Origin of the sequence: Providencia sp. PROV141 (assembly GCF_028481645.1) — a bacterium.
GTDB classification, from domain to species: domain Bacteria; phylum Pseudomonadota; class Gammaproteobacteria; order Enterobacterales; family Enterobacteriaceae; genus Providencia; species Providencia rettgeri.
The window spans coordinates 233,505-258,405 of the sequence record NZ_JAMPPR010000018.1; the positions used below are offsets into that span (position 1 = coordinate 233,505).

Annotated in this window: 16 protein-coding genes and 1 riboswitch; of the genes, 12 read left to right on the forward strand and 4 right to left on the reverse strand. The window is 40.0% G+C overall.

Annotation, left to right across the window (positions count from 1 at the left end; genetic code table 11):
- Positions 1–140 precede the first annotated feature (140 nt).
- From PSF09_RS13230 to thiB, 4 genes are all read right to left on the reverse strand, one after another.
- Entirely contained in the window at positions 141–2,492 is a 2,352-nt protein-coding gene (locus tag PSF09_RS13230; RefSeq protein ID WP_272683992.1) for a DNA polymerase II, read from the reverse strand.
- A gap of 62 nt (positions 2,493–2,554) precedes the next feature.
- On the reverse strand, positions 2,555–3,265 hold the full coding sequence (gene thiQ, locus PSF09_RS13235; protein ID WP_272683993.1) for a thiamine ABC transporter ATP-binding protein ThiQ: 711 nt from the start codon (positions 3,263–3,265) through the stop codon (positions 2,555–2,557).
- Positions 3,258–4,862: a thiamine/thiamine pyrophosphate ABC transporter permease ThiP gene (gene thiP, locus PSF09_RS13240; protein WP_272683994.1), complete on the reverse strand. Its 1,605-nt coding sequence runs from the start codon at positions 4,860–4,862 to the stop codon at positions 3,258–3,260. Before thiP ends, thiQ begins: the two co-directional genes overlap by 8 nt.
- Positions 4,838–5,842: a thiamine ABC transporter substrate binding subunit gene (gene thiB, locus PSF09_RS13245; protein ID WP_272664264.1), complete on the reverse strand. Its 1,005-nt coding sequence runs from the start codon at positions 5,840–5,842 to the stop codon at positions 4,838–4,840. The genes thiP and thiB overlap by 25 nt, the downstream gene beginning before the upstream one ends.
- Positions 5,843–5,900: 58 nt before the next feature.
- Positions 5,901–5,998, reverse strand: a riboswitch (TPP riboswitch).
- 112 nt (positions 5,999–6,110) lie between these two features.
- Between thiB and rppH the strand changes: the two genes are divergently transcribed.
- From rppH to recD, 12 genes are all read left to right on the forward strand, one after another.
- Entirely contained in the window at positions 6,111–6,644 is a 534-nt protein-coding gene (rppH, locus tag PSF09_RS13250; RefSeq protein ID WP_004908658.1) for an RNA pyrophosphohydrolase, read from the forward strand.
- Between the two features lie 3 nt (positions 6,645–6,647).
- Positions 6,648–8,894, forward strand: coding sequence for a phosphoenolpyruvate--protein phosphotransferase (gene ptsP / locus PSF09_RS13255; RefSeq protein ID WP_272683995.1), 2,247 nt, complete (start codon positions 6,648–6,650; stop codon positions 8,892–8,894).
- A gap of 162 nt (positions 8,895–9,056) precedes the next feature.
- On the forward strand, positions 9,057–9,953 hold the full coding sequence (gene lgt / locus PSF09_RS13260) for a prolipoprotein diacylglyceryl transferase (protein ID WP_210835359.1): 897 nt from the start codon (positions 9,057–9,059) through the stop codon (positions 9,951–9,953).
- A 118-nt stretch (positions 9,954–10,071) separates the two neighbouring features.
- Positions 10,072–10,923: a thymidylate synthase gene (locus PSF09_RS13265; RefSeq protein ID WP_272683996.1), complete on the forward strand. Its 852-nt coding sequence runs from the start codon at positions 10,072–10,074 to the stop codon at positions 10,921–10,923.
- Positions 10,924–11,242: 319 nt separating this feature from the next.
- A complete protein-coding gene (locus tag PSF09_RS13270; protein WP_210835358.1) occupies positions 11,243–11,728 on the forward strand; it encodes a prepilin-type N-terminal cleavage/methylation domain-containing protein in 486 nt (161 codons plus the stop codon).
- Complete coding sequence (locus PSF09_RS13275; protein WP_210835356.1) at positions 11,722–12,327, forward strand: prepilin peptidase-dependent protein; 606 nt, start codon at positions 11,722–11,724, stop codon at positions 12,325–12,327. The genes PSF09_RS13270 and PSF09_RS13275 overlap by 7 nt, the downstream gene beginning before the upstream one ends.
- Positions 12,324–12,767: a DUF2509 family protein gene (locus tag PSF09_RS13280; RefSeq protein ID WP_210835355.1), complete on the forward strand. Its 444-nt coding sequence runs from the start codon at positions 12,324–12,326 to the stop codon at positions 12,765–12,767. The genes PSF09_RS13275 and PSF09_RS13280 overlap by 4 nt, the downstream gene beginning before the upstream one ends.
- Positions 12,764–13,150, forward strand: coding sequence for a prepilin-type N-terminal cleavage/methylation domain-containing protein (locus tag PSF09_RS13285; RefSeq protein ID WP_210835354.1), 387 nt, complete (start codon positions 12,764–12,766; stop codon positions 13,148–13,150). Before PSF09_RS13280 ends, PSF09_RS13285 begins: the two co-directional genes overlap by 4 nt.
- On the forward strand, positions 13,128–16,502 hold the full coding sequence (gene recC / locus PSF09_RS13290; RefSeq protein ID WP_272683997.1) for an exodeoxyribonuclease V subunit gamma: 3,375 nt from the start codon (positions 13,128–13,130) through the stop codon (positions 16,500–16,502). Before PSF09_RS13285 ends, recC begins: the two co-directional genes overlap by 23 nt.
- A gap of 17 nt (positions 16,503–16,519) precedes the next feature.
- Positions 16,520–19,417: a pitrilysin gene (ptrA, locus tag PSF09_RS13295; protein ID WP_272683998.1), complete on the forward strand. Its 2,898-nt coding sequence runs from the start codon at positions 16,520–16,522 to the stop codon at positions 19,415–19,417.
- The gene (recB, locus tag PSF09_RS13300; protein ID WP_272683999.1) at positions 19,414–23,022 is read left to right on the forward strand and encodes an exodeoxyribonuclease V subunit beta; all 3,609 of its coding nucleotides are present in this window, start codon (positions 19,414–19,416) and stop codon (positions 23,020–23,022) included. Before ptrA ends, recB begins: the two co-directional genes overlap by 4 nt.
- Complete coding sequence (gene recD / locus PSF09_RS13305) at positions 23,022–24,869, forward strand: exodeoxyribonuclease V subunit alpha (RefSeq protein ID WP_272684000.1); 1,848 nt, start codon at positions 23,022–23,024, stop codon at positions 24,867–24,869. The genes recB and recD overlap by 1 nt, the downstream gene beginning before the upstream one ends.
- Positions 24,870–24,901 lie beyond the last annotated feature (32 nt).

The window sequence follows — 24,901 nt, forward strand, 5'->3', positions numbered from 1 at the left end:
CTATTTGAATTATAATGAGTATTGTTGATTATCACGCATAATTTGTGTAGCCAGACGTGCGAGACACCAAAGGGGCGATATATTAATTCAACCGAAGGCTATCGTCACCTGTTAAAAAAACATCAAAGGTAGAATAAATTTTAAAACAAAAGGGTAATTTGCCCAGTTAGCAGGGTATCAAAGTCATCTTGTAAGAAAGGCAAGATAGCATCTGCTATCGGTTTGATTTGTTTGGATATATAATGCTCGTAATCCGGTTTTGCCGTGATGATTTCCAATGGTTCAGGCCCTGCCTGAGTGATAATATAGTTTATCCAACCGCCATTTTGGTACTGCAAAGGGCGCTGTAATTTTAAATTATAGTCATCAGCAGTACGTGCGGCTCGAACATGCGGAGGAACATTTTTTTGGTAATCAGTCAATTTTCGGCGTAGACGTTTACGATAAACTAAACGGTCATCATATTGGCCCGAACGAATATTTTGTACATATTCACGAATATATTCACGGTAAGGCTGGCGATAAAAAATACGGGTATAGAGCTCTTTTTGGAATATTTGAGCTAATGGTGTCCAGTCTGAGCGAATGGTTTCCAGCCCTCTAAATACCATGGTGTCTTTACTCAATCCTGCATAGCGCTTTTTGCTCCCCATTTCGGCACCACGTACGGTGGGCATCAAAAATCGGCGGTAATGGGTTTCATACTCGAGCTCTAAAACACCTTCTAATTGCCATTCTTCTGCTAAATGTTTTTTCCACCAACTATTTACGTAATCACGTAAAGCAAAGCCAATTTTTTGCGCTTGTTCTTCATTGTGGGCATCACGTAGCCATACAAACGTGGAGTCGGTATCTCCATAAATAACTTGGTAGCCCTGTGACTCAATCAAACGTTTGGTTGTACGCATAATTTCATGGCCACGCATGGTGATTGATGCGGTCAGTCTTGGGTCAAAAAAACGACATCCTTCAGCTCCTAGTACCCCAGCAAATGCGTTCATAATAATTTTTAGCGCTTGGGATAGTGGTGCATTGTGCTCTTTTTTGGCTTTATCCCGCTCTTGCCAGATATGGCTGACAATATCGGGTAAACAGTGGGTTGTACGAGAAAACCAAGCTTGACGAAAACCGGGAACTGAATGTGCAAGGTTAGGGTGTGCTAACCCGTCAATCATACCCGCAGGGTCGATGAGAAAAGTTCTAATAATTGAAGGATATAGGCTTTTGTAGTCCAACACTAATACGGAGTCATATAACCCGGGTTGGGAGTCCATGACAAAGCCCCCGGGGTTCAGTTGCATTTTTTGTTCCGTGAGGTTGGGCGCCACGAAACCAAGTCGGTGCAAGCGAGGAATATAAAGGTGTGAGAATGCAGCTACAGAGCCCCCCATTTTATCAACAGCAAGGCCCGTTACCGTTGAACGTTCCTGCAAGAAAGCCATTAAATCGGTTTTTTCAAAGATTCGATGGACTAAAATACAGTCTTGAATATTGTAGTGAGCTAAAGCCGGTTTATCGTGAGCGAAACGACGGTTGATCTCATCCATTCGGTCATAAGGGGTATCAATGGCTTTACCTTCGCCAAGCAGCGCTTGGGCGACAGACTCTAAACTAAAGGATGGAAAACTCCATGTCGCTGCTTTTAATGCATCGATACCATCAATAATTAACCGGCCTTCAGCAGCGGCAAAAAAGACCCCTTGTTTAAAGCCATGTTCTCGCCATTCCAGTTTTTTGCTTTGCCGGCCAAACAATAATGGTATGCCATAACGCTCAGCATGTTTTTGTAATACTTGTAGGTCGAATTGGATTAGGTTCCAACCAATGATGGCATCAGGGTCGTATTGGTGAAGCCATTCATTGAGTTTATGAAGCAACTGGGGACGGCTATTCACATAGATTAAGCGATGCTCAGCACTCAATGCAGGCCCTTGTTCTGGCCCCAACATAAATACCACGTTGTCACCACAGCCAGATAGCCCTATAGAATAGAGTTCACCATGTTGGCTGGTTTCGATATCAAGGGAAACGGCTTTGACTAAGGGGCGGTAGCCTTCGCAAGGTTTTAGTTGAAACTCCCCTTGCTGATTTCGAGAAAACCAGACAGAGGCAGCGATAAAGCGTTCCATGAGGTACCGTTCACTTGGGCGAATATCGGTTTCTAATAATTCAACACCCAATTCATTGCAACTTTTTTCAAGATTCTGTAATTGTCGATATTGGTGGCAATAAATCGCATAGACCTTTTCGCGTTTAAAATTAATCAATTCAAGGAGGCGATAGGTAATGTTGGGTTGTTCATCTAATAGGTGTTTTACTTGTGGGAATTGAGATTCAGCTAAAAAACCAATCGCTTTTTGATACGGAACAGTGACTTTTTGTGGTTGGTTATCAGTGAGTAGCCAATAAGAAACCTCGACACCATGGCGGGTGTCTCTCCAGTGACGGCTAAGAATAAAGCCTCTTTCCGCTGGGGGAATGAGTTGGGTCATTAGGCTACTCGCATAAAAATAGTTAGGATAAATATACGCGAATAGTGTGAATTTATACAGTGCTAATTATTAGAAACGGCTGTAATACTCAATAAAGCAGATGCTGCACTTTGCCCTTGTAATAGGCTTTGGGTATCGCCATCGTAAGCAATTTTGCCCTCTGCAATAACCAGTGTTCTCGGAGCAATTTGTAAGGCATCATCAACATTATGAGAAACCATTAGCAGTGTGATTGATTTCTCCGCACAAATTTCCTTGAGTAATAGTAGCATTTCTCGGCGTAATGCAGGGTCGAGAGCAGAAAAGGGTTCATCAAGCAGTAAAATCGGTTGGTTACGGATCATGCAGCGTGCTAATGCCGCACGTTGGCGTTGCCCTCCTGACAGTTGCGCCGGTAACCTATCTAAACATTCACTCAGGCTGACACGGCTCGCCATTTGCTCAACTCGCTGAATTTGTGTTTTATTGAGGTGCAAATTGGGTTGTAACCCAAGGCCAATATTTTGCCGGATCGTCAGGTGTGAAAATAGATTATTTTCTTGAAATAGCATAGAAACAGGGCGCTTAGCGGGAGGGCTAAAGGTATGGTCTTCGCCATTGAGCACAATCGTACCGCTATTGGGAAATTGAAAGCCACTAATCAAGCTTAATAGCGTACTTTTCCCTGCACCACTTGGCCCCATAACGGCAACAGATTTACCAGATTGAACAGAAAAATCAAACGACATTGTCAGGTTGTCGTATTGGTAATCTAGCTGAGTCAATTTAATCATGATGTTTTCCTGAAATACGTTCAATCAAGCTAAATAAGCAAAAACAAAGCAATAACAATAGCATGGCTGTCACAGCGCCATCGTTTGAGCGGTAAGCCCCTATTTGCTGATAAAGATAATAAGGGAGCGTGCGGAAGTTATCATTGCCAAATAACGCGACGACACCAAAATCACCAATTGAGATAACACAGGCAAACGCAAGAGCTTGGGCGATTGGTTTGCGTAGTGCTTTCAGTTCAATAATTCGCAAGCGATTAAAACCCGAAATATCGAGTGATTGGCATAACGGGTTATAGCGTTCAGCACTGTCTCGCATAGGGTTTTCTAATACTTTTAATGCATAAGGAATGGCTAACAAAGCGTTAGTCATGATAACTAATGGGTAAGGGGATTCAGGTAAGCCTATCGTTTCATTAAAAAAGATAAAAAAACCTGTCGCGAGGACGATACCTGGCATGGCTAAAATAATTAACCCGCTAAGTTCTAAGGCTTGCCCTAGACGAGCCGCTTGGCGTAAGCGCAATTCACGGCTACTCCATAATAACATTAAGGTTAGTACTACACAGACAGCGCCAGCACATAGAGCAATAAACACCGAGGTTGCCGTGGCTTGCCATAAGGCGGGTTGCTGCAATACCGCCCAAAGTTGGCCATTTAATCCATCGAAAATAACCGCGAACAGTGGGGGGAGTAGTAATAGCATGGCAGCGGCAATGAGCAACAAATCACGAATGCGGCGAAACGCGTTATCAGCAGGGTCAACCCATTGAGCCTGATGACTAAAACCAACAGAAAATACACTATTTACTCTGTGGCAGATAAACATCAAACCGACACAAAAGAAGAGTTGAATTAATGCTAAAATAGTGGCTCGCCCTAAATCAAAATCATAATTAAGTGCTTGGTAAATAGCCAATTCGATGGTAGTAGCTGCTGGGCCACCCCCCAACGCGAGAACAGTCGCAAAGCTGGCAAAGCACAACATAAAAATTAACGCAGCAGTGGGTAATATTTGCCTCCGTAAATAAGGCCATTCTAAAATAGTAAATTGCTGCCACTCATTAAACCTCAGCTGTGCTGCAATTTGCCGTTGCTCAATAGCGATATTTTCTAACGATTGTAATAGCATACGCGTTGCTAACGGCATATTAAAGAAGACATGTGCCAGCAAAATACCCTTTAGGCCATAAGGCGAAAAACTGTAATCAAGCCCCAATGATTGGCACAGTTTAGCCAGCCAACCGGTTTGCCCGTAAACTGATAAAATACCAAATACGGCAACTAACACCGGAAGAACCAGCGTCATTGCACATAAGCGTAAAAATAGAGTTCGTCCAAAAAAACGACGGCGATGCAATGCTCTGGCGAGAAAAATAGCAGGGATTACAGAAAAAGTAGCGGATAAAAAAGCCTGCCAAAAAGTAAAGCCAATCACATGCCACAAATAGCTATCGCTGATAATATCAGCCATTGAAATTTCAGGTGCAAAAAACCACAGAGCACCAAAACTAATGAGTGCAACGGTAACCAGTAAACCGGAGGCCAATGCCCCCGGTAGTAGAGACAAATTAATTAGCGACTGACGGCGGTTTGCCATAAACGAGTCCAATTTTGGCGTTCTTTGGCCACTTCTTGAGAACTAAATTGCAAGGCTTTTTCAGGCAGAGGTAACTGGTTATAGACTTCAGGTAAGGGAATATCAATGACCGGATACATCCAGTTAGTTGTTGGTAAGGTATTTTGGAATTCAGGAGTTAAGACAAACTGTAAAAATTGTTTTGCCAATTCAGGCTCTGGACTGTTTTTTAGCCTTGCAGCCACTTCAACTTGCATGTAGTGCCCTTCACTAAATAAGGCGGCAGCATAATTATCTTTTTGGTCATTGAGTATTTGGTAGCCCGGTGATGAGGTATAACTGAGTACAAAATCACCTTCTCCTTTTAAGAATAGGCCATAAGCTTCGCTCCAACCTTTTGTTACGGTAAGCGTTTTACCTGCCATTTTTTGCCATGCATCAGCAGATTTTTCGCCATACAGCTTTTCAATCCATAACATCAAGCCAAGTCCAGGGGTACTGGTTCGAGGGTCTTGGTAAATAATTTTCCAATTATTTTCACTATTTAATAATGCATCCATACTGGCTGGTGGTTGTTTAATTTTATTAGTGTCGTATATGAATGCGAAGTAACCATAATCATAGGGAATGAAAATTGAGCTATCCCATGAAATAGGGAGTTTTAATGCCTTGGTATTAATATCAGCAGGGGCAAACAGGCCTGTTTTCTCAGCAGAATCTAATAAATTATTATCTAACCCTAAAATCACATCCGCTTTGCTTTTTTTTCCTTCCATTCTGAGCCTGTTTAGCAGCGCTACGCCATCCCCCAGTGCGACTATTTTTAATTCACAATCGCACTGCGCTTCGAAATTCTTTTTAATTTGTGGGCCCGGTCCCCACTCTGCCGTAAAGGAATCGTAGGTATAAACAGTAAGCGTTGGTTTATCAGCCCATGCCAATTGACTTAAACTGAGTGCACTAAAGGTAAGAATAGATGCTATAATTTTGTTTTTAAACATGCTTTTTCCTGCGCTAAAAGATAGTGACACAGGATTTGAGGATGAACCGGTGCAGGTATGCAGGCGGTGGCTCAAATCCCTACGCCGGTATTAACCGGATCAGGTTCTACGGGTTATTTCTCAGCCTAAATAAATTCGGCACCCCGTTGAGATGTTCACTATTGTAGTGACTTCAGACATATCTGCAAACTGTATTGATATAGGTTTACCAGTTTAGGTATGTGTGAAACAATTAGGCATCTTTCAAATTTGGTTATTGAGGTAGTCTGTGATTGATGATGATGGCTACCGCCCGAATGTAGGAATTGTAATTTGTAATCGGCAAGGGCAAGTTTTATGGGCCCGCCGCTATGGTCAGCACTCATGGCAGTTTCCTCAAGGAGGCATCAATCCCGGGGAATCGCCGGAACAGGCGATGTATCGTGAGCTATACGAAGAAGTCGGGCTACAGCGTAAAGATGTCAGGTTATTGGCATCTACCCGTAATTGGTTACGTTACAAATTACCCAAGCGTTTGGTGCGTTGGGATACAAAACCTGTTTGTATTGGGCAGAAACAGCGTTGGTTTTTACTCCAACTTCAATGCAATGATGCCGATATAAACGTGCAGCGCAGTAAATCGCCAGAATTTGATGGCTGGCGATGGGTCAGTTATTGGTATCCTGTTAGGCAGGTAGTTTCTTTTAAACGCGAAGTTTATCGGCGTGTTATGAAAGAATTCGCCCCCGTAGTTATGCCTTTACAGGAACAAAAATTACCGCAACGACCCACTTTTAATAACCGTAGGCGTGGAGCAAAGTAGCCTATGTTGATGCGTTTACGTGAAATTGTCGAAAAAGTTGCAATGGCGACAAGTTTGACTGATGCGCTAGAAGTGTTGGTGAATGAGACTTGCAAAGCAATGAGAACAGACGTTTGTTCCATTTATTTAGCTGATCACCCTCGCCAATGCTATTACTTAATGGCAACCCGCGGGTTAAAAAAACCTAGCGGGATTGCTATTCGTCTAGGATTTGATGAAGGTGTCGTAGGCGCGGTAGGGCGCCAATCTGAGATGCTCAATCTAGCCGATATTCGTGAACACCCTCAGTATAAATTCCTGCCTCAGCTTAAAGAAGAACGCTTGAGAGCTTTCTTAGGTGTTCCCGTGGTCTATCGTCGCCAATTATTAGGCGTGCTGGTGGTACAGCAGCGGGAAAAGCGGCTGTTTAATGAAACCGAAGAATCTTTCATGGTCACATTGTCAATGCAACTGGCTGTGATTTTGTCACAAGCACAAGCGAAAGGTATTTTTGGGCAATATCGGCAAAATAGAATTAAAGCGATTCCGGTATCACAGGGAATTGCAATGGCTTATGGGTGGCAAGATAGCTCCCAACCTTCTTTAGATAGTATTTTTCAAGCTAGTGCTATTGATATCGATAAAGAAAAACAACGGCTTGTTGCCGCTCTCGAGAGTGCCACAGCGGAATGTCGTCGTATTAGTAAGCGTTTTATGGCTAGCTCAGCAAAAGAAAGTGCTGCGATTTTTGATCTCTATAATCATCTACTTAGTGACCCTCAACTAAAAAAACACCTGTTTGCCGCTATTAATGACAATGCAACCGCTGAATGGGCGGTTAAAACGGTTATTGAAAATTATGTGGAGCAGTTTTCTCGCCTGCGTGACCTCTATCTAAGGGAAAGAGGGGCAGACTTAAAAGCATTAGGTCAACGCTTATTGTTTCATCTTGATGATTCACTTACCGCAAATGAACAATGGCCAGAACGCTTTATTTTAGTTGCTGATGAATTAAGTGCTAGCGTATTGGCTGAGTTGCCTATTGAGCAACTTGCCGGTGTGGTCGTGCGTGACGGAGCAACACATTCTCATTCCGCGATTTTAATCAGAGCCATGGGGATCCCTGCAATTATGGGGGCTGATATTGAGCCTTCGTTATTACATAACCGCCATTTAATATTGGATGGATACCGTGGTGAGGTCTTTATTGAACCTGAAAATTTAATTGTTCAGGAATATCAACAAATTATTGAAGAAGAAAATGCCATTAGTCGCTTAGCTGAAGGGACTCTTGACCAAGATGCAATGCTTAAAGGCGGCGAAAAAGTTCATATATACCTTAATGCAGGTTTAAGCCCACGTTACGAGCAACAAATCAATACTGGGGTTGATGGTGTTGGTCTGTATCGTACGGAACTGCCTTTTATGCTGCACAATGGTTTTCCCTCAGAAGATGAGCAGAAACAGCTCTATAAAGAAGTTTTACAACTTTTTCCTACCAAGCCTGTTGTATTAAGAACCCTTGATATAGGGGCAGATAAACAGCTGCCATATATGCCAATTAGCGAAGAAAACCCAAGCTTAGGCTGGCGTGGTATTCGTATCATGTTGGACCAGCCCGAGATCTTTTTGATTCAGCTAAGGGCTATGTTACGGGCAAATACACTTTCGGGTAATTTACGTATTTTATTACCGATGGTGACCAGTGTTAATGAGATAGACGAAGCAATTTCGCTGGTTAAAAGAGCAAGAGAAGAAGTGAGTGTTTTATTAAAAATGCCAGTTGAGATGCCTCAAATAGGTATTATGCTTGAAGTTCCTTCTTTACTGTTTTTACTACCTGAAATTAAAAAACGTGTTGATTTTATCTCTATTGGGACTAATGACTTTACACAATATTTACTTGCTGTTGACCGTAATAACACCCATGTAGCAGCGCTATATGATAATCTTCATCCCTCAGTTGTGCGCTTTTTAGCAAAAGTAAGCGAAGAGTGCCAACGGCTGCAGCTCCCTGTCAGCGTTTGTGGGGAAATGGCCGGGCAGCCACTTAGCGCAATGGTATTAATTGCCCTTGGGTATCGTTCTTTAAGTATGAGTGGGCGTAGTGTTCCTCGCATGAAATATTTAATCCGCCAACTTGACCCAGCCTTAATGTCGGAGTTAGCACCGAAGTTATTGGCTGCAGAAACTTGCGATAGCGTTAGGCAAGAAGCCAGTGAGTTTATGGAACAGCACCGTTTAGGTGGTTTTGTGCGTGGTGGAATTTAATTTACAACAAGATGAAGTATTTAATTTGGTTTAGGTTGAAAAATATCAAGTATAAATGACGATACTTTTTGTTGTATGCTTCAGGGTGCTTCACAAATTGAAGTCTGTTGAATACGTAATAGTCGACGAGTAGTTGGCTTAATGATTAAAAAGTGGGGAACAATGAGTAACAACTACTTAGCATTTCCGGAAATAGATCCTGTTATGTTTTCGATTGGACCAGTATCGTTACACTGGTATGGTTTTATGTACCTTGTTGGCTTTGTTTTTGCCCTTTGGCTTGCAGGGCGTCGCGCTGCAAAACCAAATAGTGGCTGGACAAAAAATGAAGTAGAAAATTTACTGTATGTTGGCTTTGTTGGCGTATTTGTCGGTGGCCGGCTAGGCTATGTTTTCTTCTATAATCTCCCTGTTTTTCTTGACGATCCTCTATATCTCTTTAAGGTTTGGGATGGCGGTATGTCCTTCCATGGGGGGTTAATCGGTGTGATATGTGCCATGATGTGGTTCGCTCATCGTACTCGCCGTCGTTTTCTGCAAGTTTCTGACTTTGTTGCACCATTGATTCCATTTGGTTTAGGCATGGGGCGTATCGGGAACTTTATTAATGGGGAGTTATGGGGACGAGTTACACTTGATACGCCATGGGCATTTTTGTTCCCACATTCACGTAGTGAAGATATCCAACTCGCTGCCCAAGACCCTTCGTTATTACCCATATTAGAGCAGTATGGTGTGCTACCAAGACATCCATCACAACTTTATGAAATGTTCTTAGAGGGAATTGTTTTGTTCCTTATTTTGAACTTATTTGTGCGTAAACGCCGCCCTATGGGGAGTGTTTCCGGGTTATTCTTGATTGGTTATGGTGCATTTAGGATTATCGTTGAATTCTTTAGGCAACCGGATGCACAGCTTGGTTTATTTGGTGGTATTAGTATGGGGCAAATTCTATCAATCCCAATGATTATTATTGGCATTCTAATGATTGTCTGGGCTTATAAATATGGTAAGAATGTGCCAGCCCATAAGCCATTAAAAGAGCCTAAAAAGAGTTAATTAGTCCATTTATTGGGGCTAACTTAGTCTGTTGAGTATAACTATTTTGTAAATAAAACAATGAAATACAACAAGGCGAAGGTTAGCCACTTAGTTATTTTTGAAAAAGAGAGTCACTATGAAGCCGTATCTTGATTTATGCCAGCGTATTATTGATGAGGGCCAATGGGTTGAAAATAAACGTACAGGTGTTCGTTGTTTAACCGTTATTAACGCTGACCTTGAATATGATGTTGGTAATAATCAATTTCCCTTGATTACGACTCGTAAAAGTTTCTATAAAGCGGCGATAGCTGAGCTTCTTGGCTATCTCCGTGGCTATGACAATGCAGCTCAATTTCGTGAAATTGGTTGTAATACTTGGAATGCTAATGCAAACGAAAACCAAGCATGGCTGAATAATCCCCATCGCAAAGGTGAAGATGATATGGGGCGTGTATATGGCGTTCAAGGGCGCTCATGGCAACGCCCAGATGGAACACATTTAGATCAGTTGAAAAAAGTCGTCAATAACTTAAAAAATGGTATTGATGACCGTGCGGAAATCATCACTTTCTATAACCCTGGTGAATTTGAAATGGGCTGCTTGCGTCCCTGCATGCATACTCATACTTTTTCACTACTGGGTGATACGCTGCATTTAACATCTTACCAGCGTAGCTGTGATGTTCCGCTTGGTTTAAATTTCAATCAAGTACAATGTTTTGTTTTACTCGCTCTAATAGCTCGTATTACAGGGCATAAAGCAGGTAAGGCTTATCATAAAATTGTGAATGCACATATCTATGAAAACCAATTACCTTTAATGCGTGATGTCCAACTAAAACGTGAGCCTTTTGCTTCTCCTTCATTGATTATTAACCCCAAAATTAAGTCATTAGAAGATCTCGAAACATGGGTAACTTCAGATGATTTTATCCTTGAAGGGTACCAGTGCCATGAGGCTATCAAATATCCATTTACTGTTTGATTAGTGAATAAATTTTTTACAAAGATGGTTTTATTGGAAAACCATCTTTGTACTATTTTTTAATTTCCCATTAATTTCCCTCCTTTATCAATCTCATCATCCTTGATGCAATTTATCTTGGCTTATAAGTCATTTACTTTCGTGTATTTATTTTGATTGAACTATTTCTTTGCGAGGCGCTTCGCAAATTGAGTTGTATTGCTCTGAATCTATCTATTTTGTTGCGAAACGTTATGCAGTTTGTAATGACAAACCTCGCTATATCGTTTTTTTTTGGCAATCTCAGGCTTGCGTATGAAAAAAGTGGAGTCACAACAAGATGAGAATTGATTCAAATACAGCACAGCGTGGTTTCACCTTAATTGAAATTCTTATTGTTTTATTTATTTGCTCTTTCATTATGTTGTCCGGTTTATATCAATGGCAACAGCAGGTAGAAAGACAACGGTTAATCGATGCTGCTAGGCAAGTATCTGAGTTTATTTATAGCCAAATGACAGAAGGGGTTTATTTAAATAGGTACCAAATATTATCGGTTAAGGTTGGGAAAGGTGATTGGCAGCTTATTGTTAAGGATGCAAATAACAAGCAGCAAGTTGGTAAGTTAACAGCAGAAAGGCACCAGGGAATAGATCTCAGCAAAGCGAGCCGTACTTCAATTCAGTTTTATGGAAAACAGGGAACTATTCGTGCTTTCAGTATAGAGCTAAGAAATCAGAGTGAGCAAATCACAATTTATATTTCTTCATTAGGTCGTATAAGAAGCTGTAGCCATAAAAAAATGGCCGGAGTGCCGAAATGTTAATCCTCTTAACTAACGATAAATTAAAAAAGCAGCAAGGATTTACGCTAATTGAAATGTTGATGGCAATGGCTATCAGTAGCATTGTGTGTGTATCAGCGATGAACGCCATTCCCGCATTATTTAAACAAACTTATCGATCTTATATTCAATATCAAATAGACAGGGATATAAGACAAACATTGATAAACATGGAAAAAGATTTTAGAAGAATTGGTTATTGCAGTAGCCTGAATTGTGGAAAGGAGCCTTTAAAAATTGCATCTAAGGCTTTAAGCCAAGGGAACAATTCATGCATTATTTTTGCTTATGACCAAGATTTATCAGGTAGCTGGGAAAATGTTAAATCTAAATCAATAGATTCTGATTATTTTGGTTATCGGTTAAATAATGAAAAATTAGAAACCAATAGGAATGTTAGGGATTGCAATGGAATGCGTTGGCAATCGCTATTTGATGAGAAGCTAATCAAGGTTAAAAAATTAGTATTTAATTGGCGGGAAAATGTGCAATTACTTGAAATGGAAATTAGCCTTAGAACAGAGTTATTACCTAATCAAACATTTAATTATCGAATAGCGGCCTTGGTTAGAAATTTATGAAGCGCATAGAGCAACAACAGGGAAACGTTTCTCTATTGATGGTTATTATTTTTATCACAATAGGCACATTATTGATTAAATCTGTTCATTTCTTCCAAGAACGAGCTCGAGACGAGCAGCGTAATGAAATCAAGTATTTCGATACATTTAATAAAGCAGAATCAGCCCTTGCATGGGGAGGAACATTGCACTGGGATAGTAAACATAGAGAACTAAGGCATTGGGTTTGCCAGAAAGAGGAAACTCAACAATGGAAAAGTTGTTTAAAACATTATAAAGGGGCGACTTTCTTACTTTCGGGACAAAGCCATTACCGCTCTGAAAATGAGATTAAAGTTTACCGGTGGATGGTATTGGATGTAAATAAACGACAGTTTTTTCCTCGTGAAAAAGGGTGGTTAGATTATTGTCCAGTGATTAAAAAAGGATTTTGCGAGTGAAAATAAAGCAGCAAGGGTTTGCATTAGTTGAAGCAATGATTGGCGTGGTTATTTTTGCTATTTCACTGGTAGCTTTGGTAAACTATTCGCAATATATCATATTGAATTTTAATCAATTGTATATGAACTCGTCGGCAATTAGAGTACTGCATAGCACATTAGAAAAAAGCGTGATGTCAGGGGAACCAATATCAGGGGAGAAAAATTCTTCCATAGGGCCAAATTTGCGTTACCCTGAATGGAAAATGCAAACAGTTCGCATACCACGGGTCGATAACTGTACTGAGTTAATGGTATCGTTAACGGTAAAAAAACAGCCATTTTCATTAAGTCGTTGGTATTGCTCAACAGGAGAGCACTATGTTTCAAGTGTATCATTCTAATCAATTAGATTTATTAAAAGATCTAATGACTCATTTAATGAAAAATGAACCACTTTCTCACCCTTTTGAGCAAGAAATAATTTTAGTACAAAGTCCTGGAATGTCACAGTGGCTACAAATCGAACTTGCTAAGCAGTTTGGTATCGCTGCAAATATTAACTATCCCTTACCTGCAACATTTATTTGGGATATGTTTAGGCGGGTCTTACCTGATATCCCAAAAGAAAGCGCTTATACCAAACAAGCAATGACATGGAAATTAATGACAATATTGCCAACTGTCATTAACGAAGAAGAATTTGAACCTTTAAGGCATTATCTTCAAGAGGATACAGATAAACGTAAGCTGCATCAACTTGCAGGTAGGATTGCTGATTTATTTGACCAATATTTGGTATATCGCCCACAATGGGTTGAAATATGGCAAAAAAATGAATTAATAGAGGGGCTAAGTGAAAATCAACTGTGGCAAAAACGCTTGTGGCAATGCCTTGTTGATTATTCAAATGAATTAAAACAGCCGCCTTGGCACCGAGCTAATTTATATCAACATTTTATAGATACATTATCATCGAATCCTGATTTAGGAAAAATGCTGCCAAAGCGTATTTTTATTTGCGGTATCTCATCTCTTCCACCTGTTTATTTACAAGCAATCAATGCAATAGCAGAACATACAGATGTTCATTTAATGTTTACAAACCCATGTCGTTATTATTGGGGAGACATTCAAAGTGCGTCATTTTTAGCTAGGTTGCAGCAAAGGAAACTTCGGCATTATCTTGACAAACATGAAATTTCTCGTTTTAAACTTGAGGATCATACTCCTAATTTATTTAATGAAAATGGCGAGCAGGATATTGCAAATCCACTGCTTGCATCGTGGGGAAGGCTAGGCCGAGACAACCTATACTTTATTTCTCAAATCGATAGTACTAATGAAATTTCAGCCTATGTTGATACTGAACGAGCCAATTTATTAGAGAATATCCAGCAGGATATTTTAGATCTCGAAAATCATGCTCAATTAGGGACAACATTAGAAAATTATGAAACGAGTGTGGGTAAGCGGCCAATCAATGAGTTAGATGACTCGATAACATTCCATTTATGCCATAGTGCACAGCGGGAAGTCGAAGTATTGCAAGATCATCTACTTTCTCTCTTTGAGCAAGACCCATCGTTAACACCGCGTGATGTGATAGTCATGGTTGCCGATATCGACAGCTATGCTCCCTATATTCAGGCAGTTTTTGGTAATACAGCATCAGTTCGTTATATCCCTTTTTCAATATCAGATAGGAAAGCGCTACAGGCTCACCCTATTTTACAAGCATTTATTATGCTACTCGATTTACCTCAGAGCCGTTTTTCAACGGAGCAAGTCCTCAGTCTACTTGAGGTTTCTGCTTTTTCTCAACGTTTTGGTATTGATGAAAGTGAGTTAAGTTTATTACGCCGCTGGGTTAATGAATCAGGGATCCGTTGGGGGCTTGATGATGATAATGTACGTTCCTTCGCTTTACCGGTGATAGGGCAAAACACATGGGAATTTGGCTTAAGTAGAATGTTGCTTGGCTATGCAATGGACAGTAGAAATGGCCCGTGGAATGGTATTTTACCTTACGATGAGTGTAGTGGCTTAGCGGCTCAGCTTGCCGGGAAATTAGCATTATTAATCAATACACTAAGAGAGTGGCGCGCTGTACTAGCACAGGAACGTCCCCTTGCAGAATGGAAAGAACTTTGCCAGCAATTACTTGATAGCTGCTTTATGGTTGATGGTGAAACTGAACTGGTTCTCGCACTATTGACGGAACAGTGGCATCAAATAATTGATAACGCGATAATTTCAGGATATGAAGAGCAAGTTCCGTTACGATTAATTCGTGATGAACTTTCAGTTCGTTTTGATGATGAAAAGATTAGTCAACGTTTCTTGGCTGGAGCCGTTAACTTTTGCACTTTGATGCCAATGCGCTCGGTACCATTTAAGGTTGTGTGTTTACTGGGTATGAATGACGGTGCTTACCCTCGGAATATACCGCCTTTAGGGTTTGATTTGATGGCTGAAAAGCCTGTGCGTGGAGATAGAAAACGCCGGGACGATGATAGATATCTGTTTTTAGAAGCATTGAATTCAGCATCTAAACAACTTTATGTTAGCTATATCGGGCTTTCTATTCGCGATAATCAACCTTGTAATCCATCAGTATTAGTAACTGAATTAATTGATTATATATGCCAAAGCTTTTGTTTAGTTGGCGATGAAACGTTGACCATTGATGAAAGTGCTAAGCGGTTAAGCAAGCATCTGGTCATTCAACATAATAGAGTTCCATTCGCAAAAGAAAATTTCTTACCAGAAACGCCTTATCAGAGCTTCGCGAGCGAGTGGTTACCTGCCGCAAAAACAACAAATAAAGTTGATGAACCATTTTGTTCAGTACTTGAAATTCGTGAACCTATTACAGAAATTTCTTTAGAACAATTATTACGTTTTTATCGTCACCCGATTAGGGCATTTTTCCAACAGCGTTTGAAAGTACATTTTTCTATTGAAGAAACCGAACTGCCAGAAGAAGAGCCATTTAACTTAGGTAGATTACAGCGATATAAAATTAATGATCAAATTTTAGATTTACTTGTCAAAGATAAGAATATTGAGCCTTTTTATTCTGCTTTAAAAGCATCGGGCCAGCTGCCTGCTAGGCAATTTGGTCAACTTTTTTGGGAACAGCAGTTGAACGAAATATCGCCATTAGCTGAAAAAGTTAAAGAATATGATATGCAGCTATTTGATTATCCGTTTGATTTTCAGTTAAATGGGATAAAAATCACAGGGTTACTGAAAAATATTCATGAAACAGGAATGGTACGCTATCGTCCGGCTTACTTAACCGCTAATGATGGGGTGCAGCTATGGGTGGAGCATTTGCTATTTAACTCACAAATTGGTGAAGGGGAAAGCCTTGCACTAGGAAGAGATAATAGTATTTGGCAGTTTTCCGCTATTAACAAAGATGATGCATTGGTTTATCTACAAGATTTAGTCGTAGGCTACTGTGAGGGGTTTAATTCTCCGTTAATTCTTCTTTCTCAAAGTGGTTGGAGTTGGGTTAAGGCCTGTTTTGATAAAAAGACGAAACAGTACGATTTTTTGAGTGAAGAAACTCAGCAAAAAGCATTATCTGCTTTGCTCCAAAACTTACAAGGAAGTCAGATACAAAGAGGCGAGATGGAAGACGATTATGTGTCAAGAGTTTGCAGAAGCATTGATGATGTGATGATTAAAACGTTGTTATCAAACACTCAGCGGTTTTTATTACCGATGACAAAATACTTGAAATGACAGGAGAGCACCAAAGGATGCAATATTTATCCAAAAATATCGCTCATCTATTTTTATTACTGATAATTTTTTTCGGTGGCCAAGCGATTGCAGCTCAACCACTTTGGCAAGTTTTGCCTGAAACAGTAAATAAAAGCGAAAGTGACCCTAGGGAATATAAAGCCATCAAGCTTAGCAATGATATGACGGTTTTATTAGTATCAGATGCCAAAGCGACAAAATCATTGGCTGCTGTATCAATACCTGTTGGTAGTATTGAAAACCCAAATAGCCAACTAGGGTTAGCCCATTACTTAGAACATATGGTTTTAATGGGCTCCAAAAAGTACCCTGAGCCAAGTAGTTTCTCTGAGTTCTTGCAAAAACATGGTGGTAGCCATAATGCAAGTACGGCATCTCACCGCACTGCTTATTATTTTGAAGTGGAAAATGGAGCATTAAAAGAAGCGACAGACCGGCTTGCAGATGCATTAGCTGATCCACTTTTAGACCCAATTAATGCAGATAGAGAACGTAATGCAGTTAATGCAGAACTTACAATGGCACGCTCTCGTGATGGGATGCGTATATGGCAAGTACGTTCTGAAACATTGAACCCATTACACCCAAATTCGCGTTTTTCGGGAGGGAATTTAGAGACTCTGAAAGACAAACCTAATAGCAAACTACAAGATGAGCTAGTAGGCTTTTATAAGAAGTATTATTCTGCAAACCTAATGAATGCAGTGCTTTACGGCGACCAGTCTATTGAGTCATTAGCGAATATCGCACAAGAAACATTTGGGCGTATACCTAATTTTAATGCAAGTGTTCCTGCTGTTAATATCCCCGCAGTAACGGATAATGAAAAAGGTATTATCATTCATTATGTGCCTGCTCAACCGCAAAAAGCCATACAAATTGAATTTACTATTAAAAATAATATGGCAGATTTTCGCAGTAAAAGTGATAACTATATTAGCTACTTAATTGGTAATAGAAGTCCAGGGACACTGGCTGATTGGTTAATATCACAAGGGCTCGCTGAAGGTATCAGTGCTTCTGCATCCCCAAATCTAGATAGAAACTATGGTTCTTTCTCTATCTATGTCACGTTGACAGATAAAGGGTTACAAGAAAGAGACGAAATTATTGCAGCGATTTTTTCTTATCTTGAGTTAATTAAGAACGACGGAGTCAACAAAAGTTACTTTGATGAAATAGCAAAAGTTCTTAATTTATCATTCCGTTATGGTTCAATTGTCAGGGATATGAACTACATTGAGTGGTTATCAGACCAAATGATTGATGTTCCTGTTAATCATGTTCTTGATTCAGATTATATTGCTGATAAGTATGATCCTGAGGCGATTAAACAGCGTTTATCAGAGCTCAGTGCGAAAGAAGCGAGGATTTGGTTTATTAGTCCAAATGAACCGAATAACAAAAAAGCATATTTTGTTGATGCACCGTATCAAGTTAATAAAATTACAGCAAAACAATTTAAATCGTGGGCAAGTTTAGAAGCTAAAATGAATTTTAAATTGCCTGCTTTAAACCCGTATATTGCTGATAACTTATCATTAATTAAAACTAGTAAGGCTTATAAACACCCTGAATTCATCTATCAAGATGGCAATACGCGTGTGTTATATATGCCAAGTCAATATTTTGCTGATGAGCCGAAGGCAAGTATCACTTTGTCATTACGTTCTAATCAAGGGGATAAGGATGCTAAGGAACAAGTAACAGGTTCTTTATTACAATATATCGCTTCATTGAAAATGGACGAACTGCAATATCAAGCATCGGTAGCGGGTATGTCAGTCTCTGTTTCTCAAGGAATTGGTCTGCAATTAAATGCCAGTGGTTACACCCAACATTTACCTGAACTCTTTTTATCTATGACTCAACTATACCTAGATTTTGAGCCAACAGAACAAGAGTTAGCTCAAGCAAAATCTTGGTATAAAGAGCAAATTGAAGTTGCTAATAATGCGAAAGCTTATGAGTTGGCTATGCAACCGCTTCAACGTATTAATAGTGTGCCTTATTTTGAGCAAGAACAGCGTTTAGCGGAGCTAGATAAAATATCACTTCAAGACATCACTAGCTACCGTGAAATGATAGTTAAAAGTGCAGCATTACAAGCGCTGGTCTTCGGCAATATGACTGAGTCACAAAGCATTAAAACTATTAAAGATGCACAGCAATTATTAAAGAGCGAAGGTACCAATTGGTGGCGCGGTGATATTGTCGTTATTGACAAAAATTACCTAGCCGATTTCCAAAAGCAGGGAAATAGCTCAGATAATGCACTTGCTGAAATCTTTATTCCAGACGGTTATAGCCGCATTGATGGTGCAGTACTATCTGGTATTCTTTCTAAAGTGATTCAGCCTTGGTTTTATGATCAATTAAGGACCAATGAGCAACTGGGTTATGCGGTATTTGCTTTTAAAACCGGTCTGGGTGATCAGTGGGGAATGGGCTTTTTGATTCAAAGTAATGCCAAGACACCGAGTTATTTGAATGCACGCTACCAACAATTTTATCTTCAAGCATTAGAGAAACTAAAAAAACTACCGATAGATGAATTTAATCAATATAAACAATCTATTATCACGGAAATGAACCAACCACCTCAAACATTCTATGAGGAAGTCGGTCGTTATTCATCTGATTTTTCTAGAAATATTTTCAGTTTTGATACTCGTGAAAAAGTTATTACAACTTTAGGTAGTGCAACGAAAGAACAAGTCATTGAGTATTATGAAAATGCAGTCATAAAGCACAAAGGGTTAGCTGTTAGCTCCCAAGTGACAGGCCAGGGAGTTGACACTAAAGTAGGATATGCGCATCTGAAAGATTGGGTGCTTTACCCAACAGCTTCTCAGTTGCAAAAGATTTTACCAATAAAGGAAGATGCTGAGTGAATAAAGTGCAGGTAGAGTCCCAATTACTGAATGTTTTTTCCTTGCCACTGCGTGGACAGCGGTTAATTGAAGCATCAGCAGGAACGGGTAAAACATACACAATTGGTATACTTTATCTGCGGCTTTTATTAGGTCTGGGAGGCGTTAATGCGTTTCCTCGGCCGTTAAGTGTTGAAGAAATTCTAGTTGTAACATTTACAGAGGCTGCGACGAATGAGTTACGTGGACGTATTCGTCAACGTATTCATGATATGCGCTTAGTTTGCTTAAGAAATGGCGTTGGTTTCGAGTCGCAGCCTGAGTATCTTGAATTATTAACCGAGCTTTCGGGGGAGCCTCAAAGAAAATTCGCCGCGCAATGGTTGCAGGCAGCGGAAAGGCAAATGGATGAAGCGGCAATATATACTATCCATGGTTTTTGCCAAAGAATGCTAGTTCATAATGCATTTGAGTCCGGGGTGTTGTTTGAGCAAACCATGATCCAAGATGAATTTCCGATTCAAAAACAAGCCTGTGCAGACTTTTGGCGCCGCCATTTTTATCCTTTAAATTACTCCATGACGAAAGTCATTCAATCACTATGGAGTGGCCCTGAAGCATTGCTTTCAGAGATTAAACCTTTTTTACAGGGGGATATTCCTTTAATTATTAACCAACCTAAGGAAACAGAAACTCTGGAAGAACGGCATCAGCGGCTAATCTTGTTAATTGAGTCAGTTAAAGCAGTATGGTTAGAAAATTCAGCAGATTTTGAGAAGCTTATCGCTGATTCCGATGTTGATAAACGAAGTTATAGTACTCGTTTTCTGCCCACATGGTTGATAAAAATAGGCGAATGGGCTCAAGAAGAAACAGAAGATTATCAGCTACCTAAAGATCTTGAACGCTTTTCACAAACGGCACTACATAAAAAATCAAAAAGTGGTTCAGGGCCAGAGCATGTTGTTTTCCAAAGAATAGATGAGCTACTTTCTCAATCATTAACCCTAAAAGATCTGATTATTCCACTGGCTATTGCAGAGGTGAGGGAGGCTATCACTTTTGAAAAACATAACCGTGGTGAGATGGGGTTTGATGATTTATTGACCCGTTTAGACAGCGCTCTCGCTCAAGAAAGCGGAAAATTTTTAGCTCAAGCTATCAGCCAACGTTTTCCCGTTGCAATGATAGATGAGTTTCAAGATACAGATGCACAGCAATACCGTATTTTTCAACGAATTTATCGGGAAGTTAATGACAGTGCTTTACTTTTTATCGGCGACCCTAAACAAGCTATATATGCTTTTCGAGGCGCTGATATTTTCACCTATATTGAAGCAAAAAATGAAGTTAGTGCTCACTATACATTAGAGACTAACTATCGCTCATCACAAAATATGGTTGAAGCTATTAATCATCTATTTTCTCGTTGTCAGTCCCCATTTATTTTTGAGCAAATTCCTTTTCAACCTGTTAATTTTGCTAAGCAAAACAGTGATAAGAAACTTATTCATGATGGTGAAAAAGTCAAATCACTTACATTTTGGCAACTTGAAGCGGAAGGTGTCTCTGTTGCTGAATATGAACAAGCAACAGCTTCACAATGTGCGGTGCAAATCGCACAATACTTGCAAGGCGGGTTACAAGGTAGCAGCTATTTTGACAATCAAGGAGCGCATACACCTGTTGAGGCTTCTGATATAACTGTGTTGGTGCGCAGCCGACGAGAAGCCGTATTAATTCGTGATGCTTTAAATCGGTTAAATATCCCTTCTGTGTTTCAATCTAATCGGGAAAGTGTATTTTCAACACCAGAAGCGAGGGATTTACTGTGGTTGCTACAGGCAGTTTTAACACCTGAAAAAGAACGTGTTTTGCGTAGTGCATTGGCGACAGGAATATTGGGTTTAACCGCTAAACAAATTGATGACCTAAACCATGATGAAAAATCGTGGGAAAAAATTGTTGATGAATTTGCTCGTTATGCCATGGTTTGGCAAAAAAGAGGCGTGCTGCCGATGCTTAGAATGGTCATGGCGCAGAGGCAAATTGCAGAAACGTTATTATCAGGCACTGATGGAGAACGCCGCTTGATGGATGTGATGCATATTGGTGAGCTATTACAAGAAATGTCATTACAGCTTGAAGGTGAGCACACACTAACACGTTGGCTAGCACAACAAATTGCTCATCCTGACCATCAATCTGACGTACAGCAAATGCGCCTTGAAAGTGATAAACACCTGGTGCAAATCAGTACTATTCATAAATCTAAAGGCCTTGAATACAAGATTGTTTGGTTACCTTTTGCGAGCAATTTTTTACCTCAATCTAAAGGTTTATATCACGACAGAACAGATTATGGGGTACGGTTAGATTTAAATGATAGTGAAGAAAATGTCGCTTTAGCTGATGAAGAACGTCTAGCAGAAGACCTGCGTTTATTGTACGTGGCACTTACAAGAGCTATCTATCACTGTAGTGTTGGTATTGCACCATTAATTAAAGGTAATCGGAAAAAAAGTGGTGAAACCGACTTACACTTATCTGCGCTGGGTTATGTTATCCAAAAAGGACAAGCTGGAGACAGCTTGCTATTAAACGACATGTTGGCTGAGATTAGCAATGACGTTATTGATGTTATCGTGATTAATCAACCTAAGTCGGAACGTTTAATATTAGAACAAAATGACAGCGTAAACTTGTCTGCAAGAGCGGTGACCCGTCATTTTAATGATCATTGGCGTGTTACCAGTTATTCGGGGTTAAGTTACGGCTCAAGCCATACAGAGGTAGAACAATCAGTTTCAGCATTGCAATTTGCGAATTCATTAGCTCCTAATATGGATATTGAGGCTAGTGTTGATGTGGAGCAACAGGAAGGTGAGCCTTCTACTCTAACTCCTCATCAATTTCCTAAAGGCGCATCTCCGGGAACATTTTTACATAGCTTGATGGAGGAAATTGACTTTAGTGAGCCGGTTTCTCAAGAGTGGTTGTCTGAGAAACTTGAATCCTCAGGGTTTGACTTACATTGGGCACCAATGCTGCAAGAATGGCTACACGCAATTGTACAGGCACCATTATCAGAAGACGGGCTATGTTTGTCTGCATTACAGGCTCAAGACCAATTAGATGAGATGCAGTTTTATCTTCCTATTGAGTCAATATTGAGTGCAAGCCACTTAGATAAGATAACGCATCAATATGACCCATTATCACAACGTTGTCCTCCACTCAATTTTGAGAAAGTTCAGGGGATTTTAAAGGGCTTTATTGACCTCACCTTTTACTGGAAAGGTAAATTTTATCTTCTTGATTATAAGTCAAATTATCTAGGGAAGGACGCTAGCTTTTATACCCAAGAGGCCATGGCTGAAGCGATGATAGACCACCGCTATGATTTACAATATCAACTATATTCGTTGGCGTTACATCGTTATCTAAAGCAAAGAATGCCTAATTATGACTATGAAACCCATTTTGGAGGAGTTTATTATTTATTTCTAAGAGGAATAGATGATGTTAATTCAAGTAATGGAATATTCTTTTGTCGCCCAATAGGCGCTTTTATTGAAGCGTTAGATAGCTTATTTAAAAATGCTCAACAAGGGGAGTCAGCTTAATGAAATCCCTATTTAATCAGGCTATTGAGGAACATATCTTTACACCTCTAGATGTGCAATTTGCTTACAGTATTTCTGATAATAAGCACCCGATAGTGCTTACTATTGCCGCACTTCTCAGTGCAGAAACCATGGCTGGGCATGTTTGTTTAGCACTGGCAGATGTTGTGCCTGAAAAATTATTTGCAGGAAGGCACCCAGAGTTAGCCGCTGAATTTTGGCAAAAAATGGGAGAGCCGAGCGAACAAGAACTTTATCAAACGCTAAAACAAGCAAATGCAGTGTCATTATCAACAGAAAACAAAATTTCTCCTTTGGTGCTTTCAGGGGAACACTTATATTTTCAACGAATGTGGCAATATGAGCAGTATGTTGCAAACTTTTTCGCTAGTACATCAGTAGACAAACAAAATAATGCTCAAATTAAGAATGTATTGGATAGCCTATTTCCCATTACTGATGAAATAGATTGGCAAAAAATTGCCGCAGCAGTTGCTGTAACCAGTAAAGTATCAATTATATCAGGGGGGCCAGGGACAGGAAAAACGACAACAGTTGCGCGTATCCTCGCGGCATTAATTAAACTTGAAGCCAGACATCACCATAAAATTAGAATTGAGCTGGCCGCTCCAACAGGTAAGGCTGCTGCTAGGTTGACAGAGTCCCTCGGTGAGGCGATGAAAAAAATTCCGTTAACTGATGAAGAACGCGCTGTTTTGCCTAATCAGGCAAAAACACTACACCGTTTATTAGGGGCTCAACCTGAGAGCCAGCAGTTTCGCTATAACCGTGATAATCGTTTATCTCTTGATATACTCATTGTTGATGAAGTCTCAATGGTAGATTTACCTATGATGAGTAAATTACTTGAGTCATTACCTGAAAATGCAAAGTTAATATTTTTAGGTGATAAAGATCAATTAGCCTCGGTTGAAGCGGGGGCAGTGCTAGGGGATATTTGTCAGTTTGCCGATAGTGGTTATAGCGTAGAAAGAGCGTCTCAGCTTTCGGAACTAACAGGGCATTCTATCGAATCTTATGCATCACCAAGCGGCCCTGCTATTCGTGATAGCCTATGTCTACTACGTAAAAGCTACCGTTTTTCTGCAGACTCAGGGATTGGTCAACTCGCTTTTGCTGTAAACGAAGGTAATGTTTCTCAAGTTCAACAATTACTAAATCAACAACGGCCGGATGTACATAGTTATATCCAAGAAACTGCGGATGATTACGCGAAAATTTTATTAGATGCCGCCGAAAATTATAAGGAATACCTACTTGCGGTGAAAGATAAAGAAGATCCTGAGCAGGTTTTGAAAAAATTTAACCAATATCGGTTACTAACGGCTCTGCGAGAAGGGCCTTTTGGCGTTATTGGCCTTAACGATAAATTAGAAAAATTGTTTCATAGGCAGGGGATAATAAACCGCCCATATAATTTATCGAATAAACACTATGCAGGCCGGCCAATTATGATTAGTCGTAATGATAGCCCTCTAGGACTCTTTAATGGGGATATCGGTATCATTTTACCTGATGAAGAAAATGCATTGAGAGCTTATTTTCAATTTCCTGATGGGACTATTCGTGGAGTGCAACCTAACCGACTTCCACAACATGAAACAGCTTATGCGATGACTGTTCATAAATCACAAGGTTCGGAGTTTGCTCATACCGCATTGGTTTTACCAAATGTATATTCTCCCGTAATGACCCGTGAGCTAGTGTATACAGCGATAACTCGAGCTAAAAAAGAGCTATCTCTTTATGGCAGCCCAAAGGTATTACGTCGAGCAGTTGAAACGCCAACCAAGCGGCGAAGCGGTTTAGCGACCCAATTAATGTGACTAGTTTATATATAAATTACGTGAATATTTAA

Bases quoted from the DNA above. Each gene is read 5' to 3' on its own strand.
- PSF09_RS13230 (WP_272683992.1), bottom strand. From the start codon at position 2,492: ATGACCCAACTCATTCCCCCAGCGGAAAGAGGCTTTATTCTTAGCCGT.
- thiQ (WP_272683993.1), bottom strand. From the start codon at position 3,265: ATGATTAAATTGACTCAGCTAGATTACCAATACGACAACCTGACAATG.
- thiP (WP_272683994.1), bottom strand. From the start codon at position 4,862: ATGGCAAACCGCCGTCAGTCGCTAATTAATTTGTCTCTACTACCGGGG.
- thiB (WP_272664264.1), bottom strand. From the start codon at position 5,842: ATGTTTAAAAACAAAATTATAGCATCTATTCTTACCTTTAGTGCACTC.
- ptsP (WP_272683995.1), top strand. From the start codon at position 6,648: ATGTTGATGCGTTTACGTGAAATTGTCGAAAAAGTTGCAATGGCGACA.
- lgt (WP_210835359.1), top strand. From the start codon at position 9,057: ATGAGTAACAACTACTTAGCATTTCCGGAAATAGATCCTGTTATGTTT.
- PSF09_RS13265 (WP_272683996.1), top strand. From the start codon at position 10,072: ATGAAGCCGTATCTTGATTTATGCCAGCGTATTATTGATGAGGGCCAA.
- PSF09_RS13270 (WP_210835358.1), top strand. From the start codon at position 11,243: ATGAGAATTGATTCAAATACAGCACAGCGTGGTTTCACCTTAATTGAA.
- PSF09_RS13275 (WP_210835356.1), top strand. From the start codon at position 11,722: ATGTTAATCCTCTTAACTAACGATAAATTAAAAAAGCAGCAAGGATTT.
- PSF09_RS13280 (WP_210835355.1), top strand. From the start codon at position 12,324: ATGAAGCGCATAGAGCAACAACAGGGAAACGTTTCTCTATTGATGGTT.
- recC (WP_272683997.1), top strand. From the start codon at position 13,128: ATGTTTCAAGTGTATCATTCTAATCAATTAGATTTATTAAAAGATCTA.
- ptrA (WP_272683998.1), top strand. From the start codon at position 16,520: ATGCAATATTTATCCAAAAATATCGCTCATCTATTTTTATTACTGATA.
- recD (WP_272684000.1), top strand. From the start codon at position 23,022: ATGAAATCCCTATTTAATCAGGCTATTGAGGAACATATCTTTACACCT.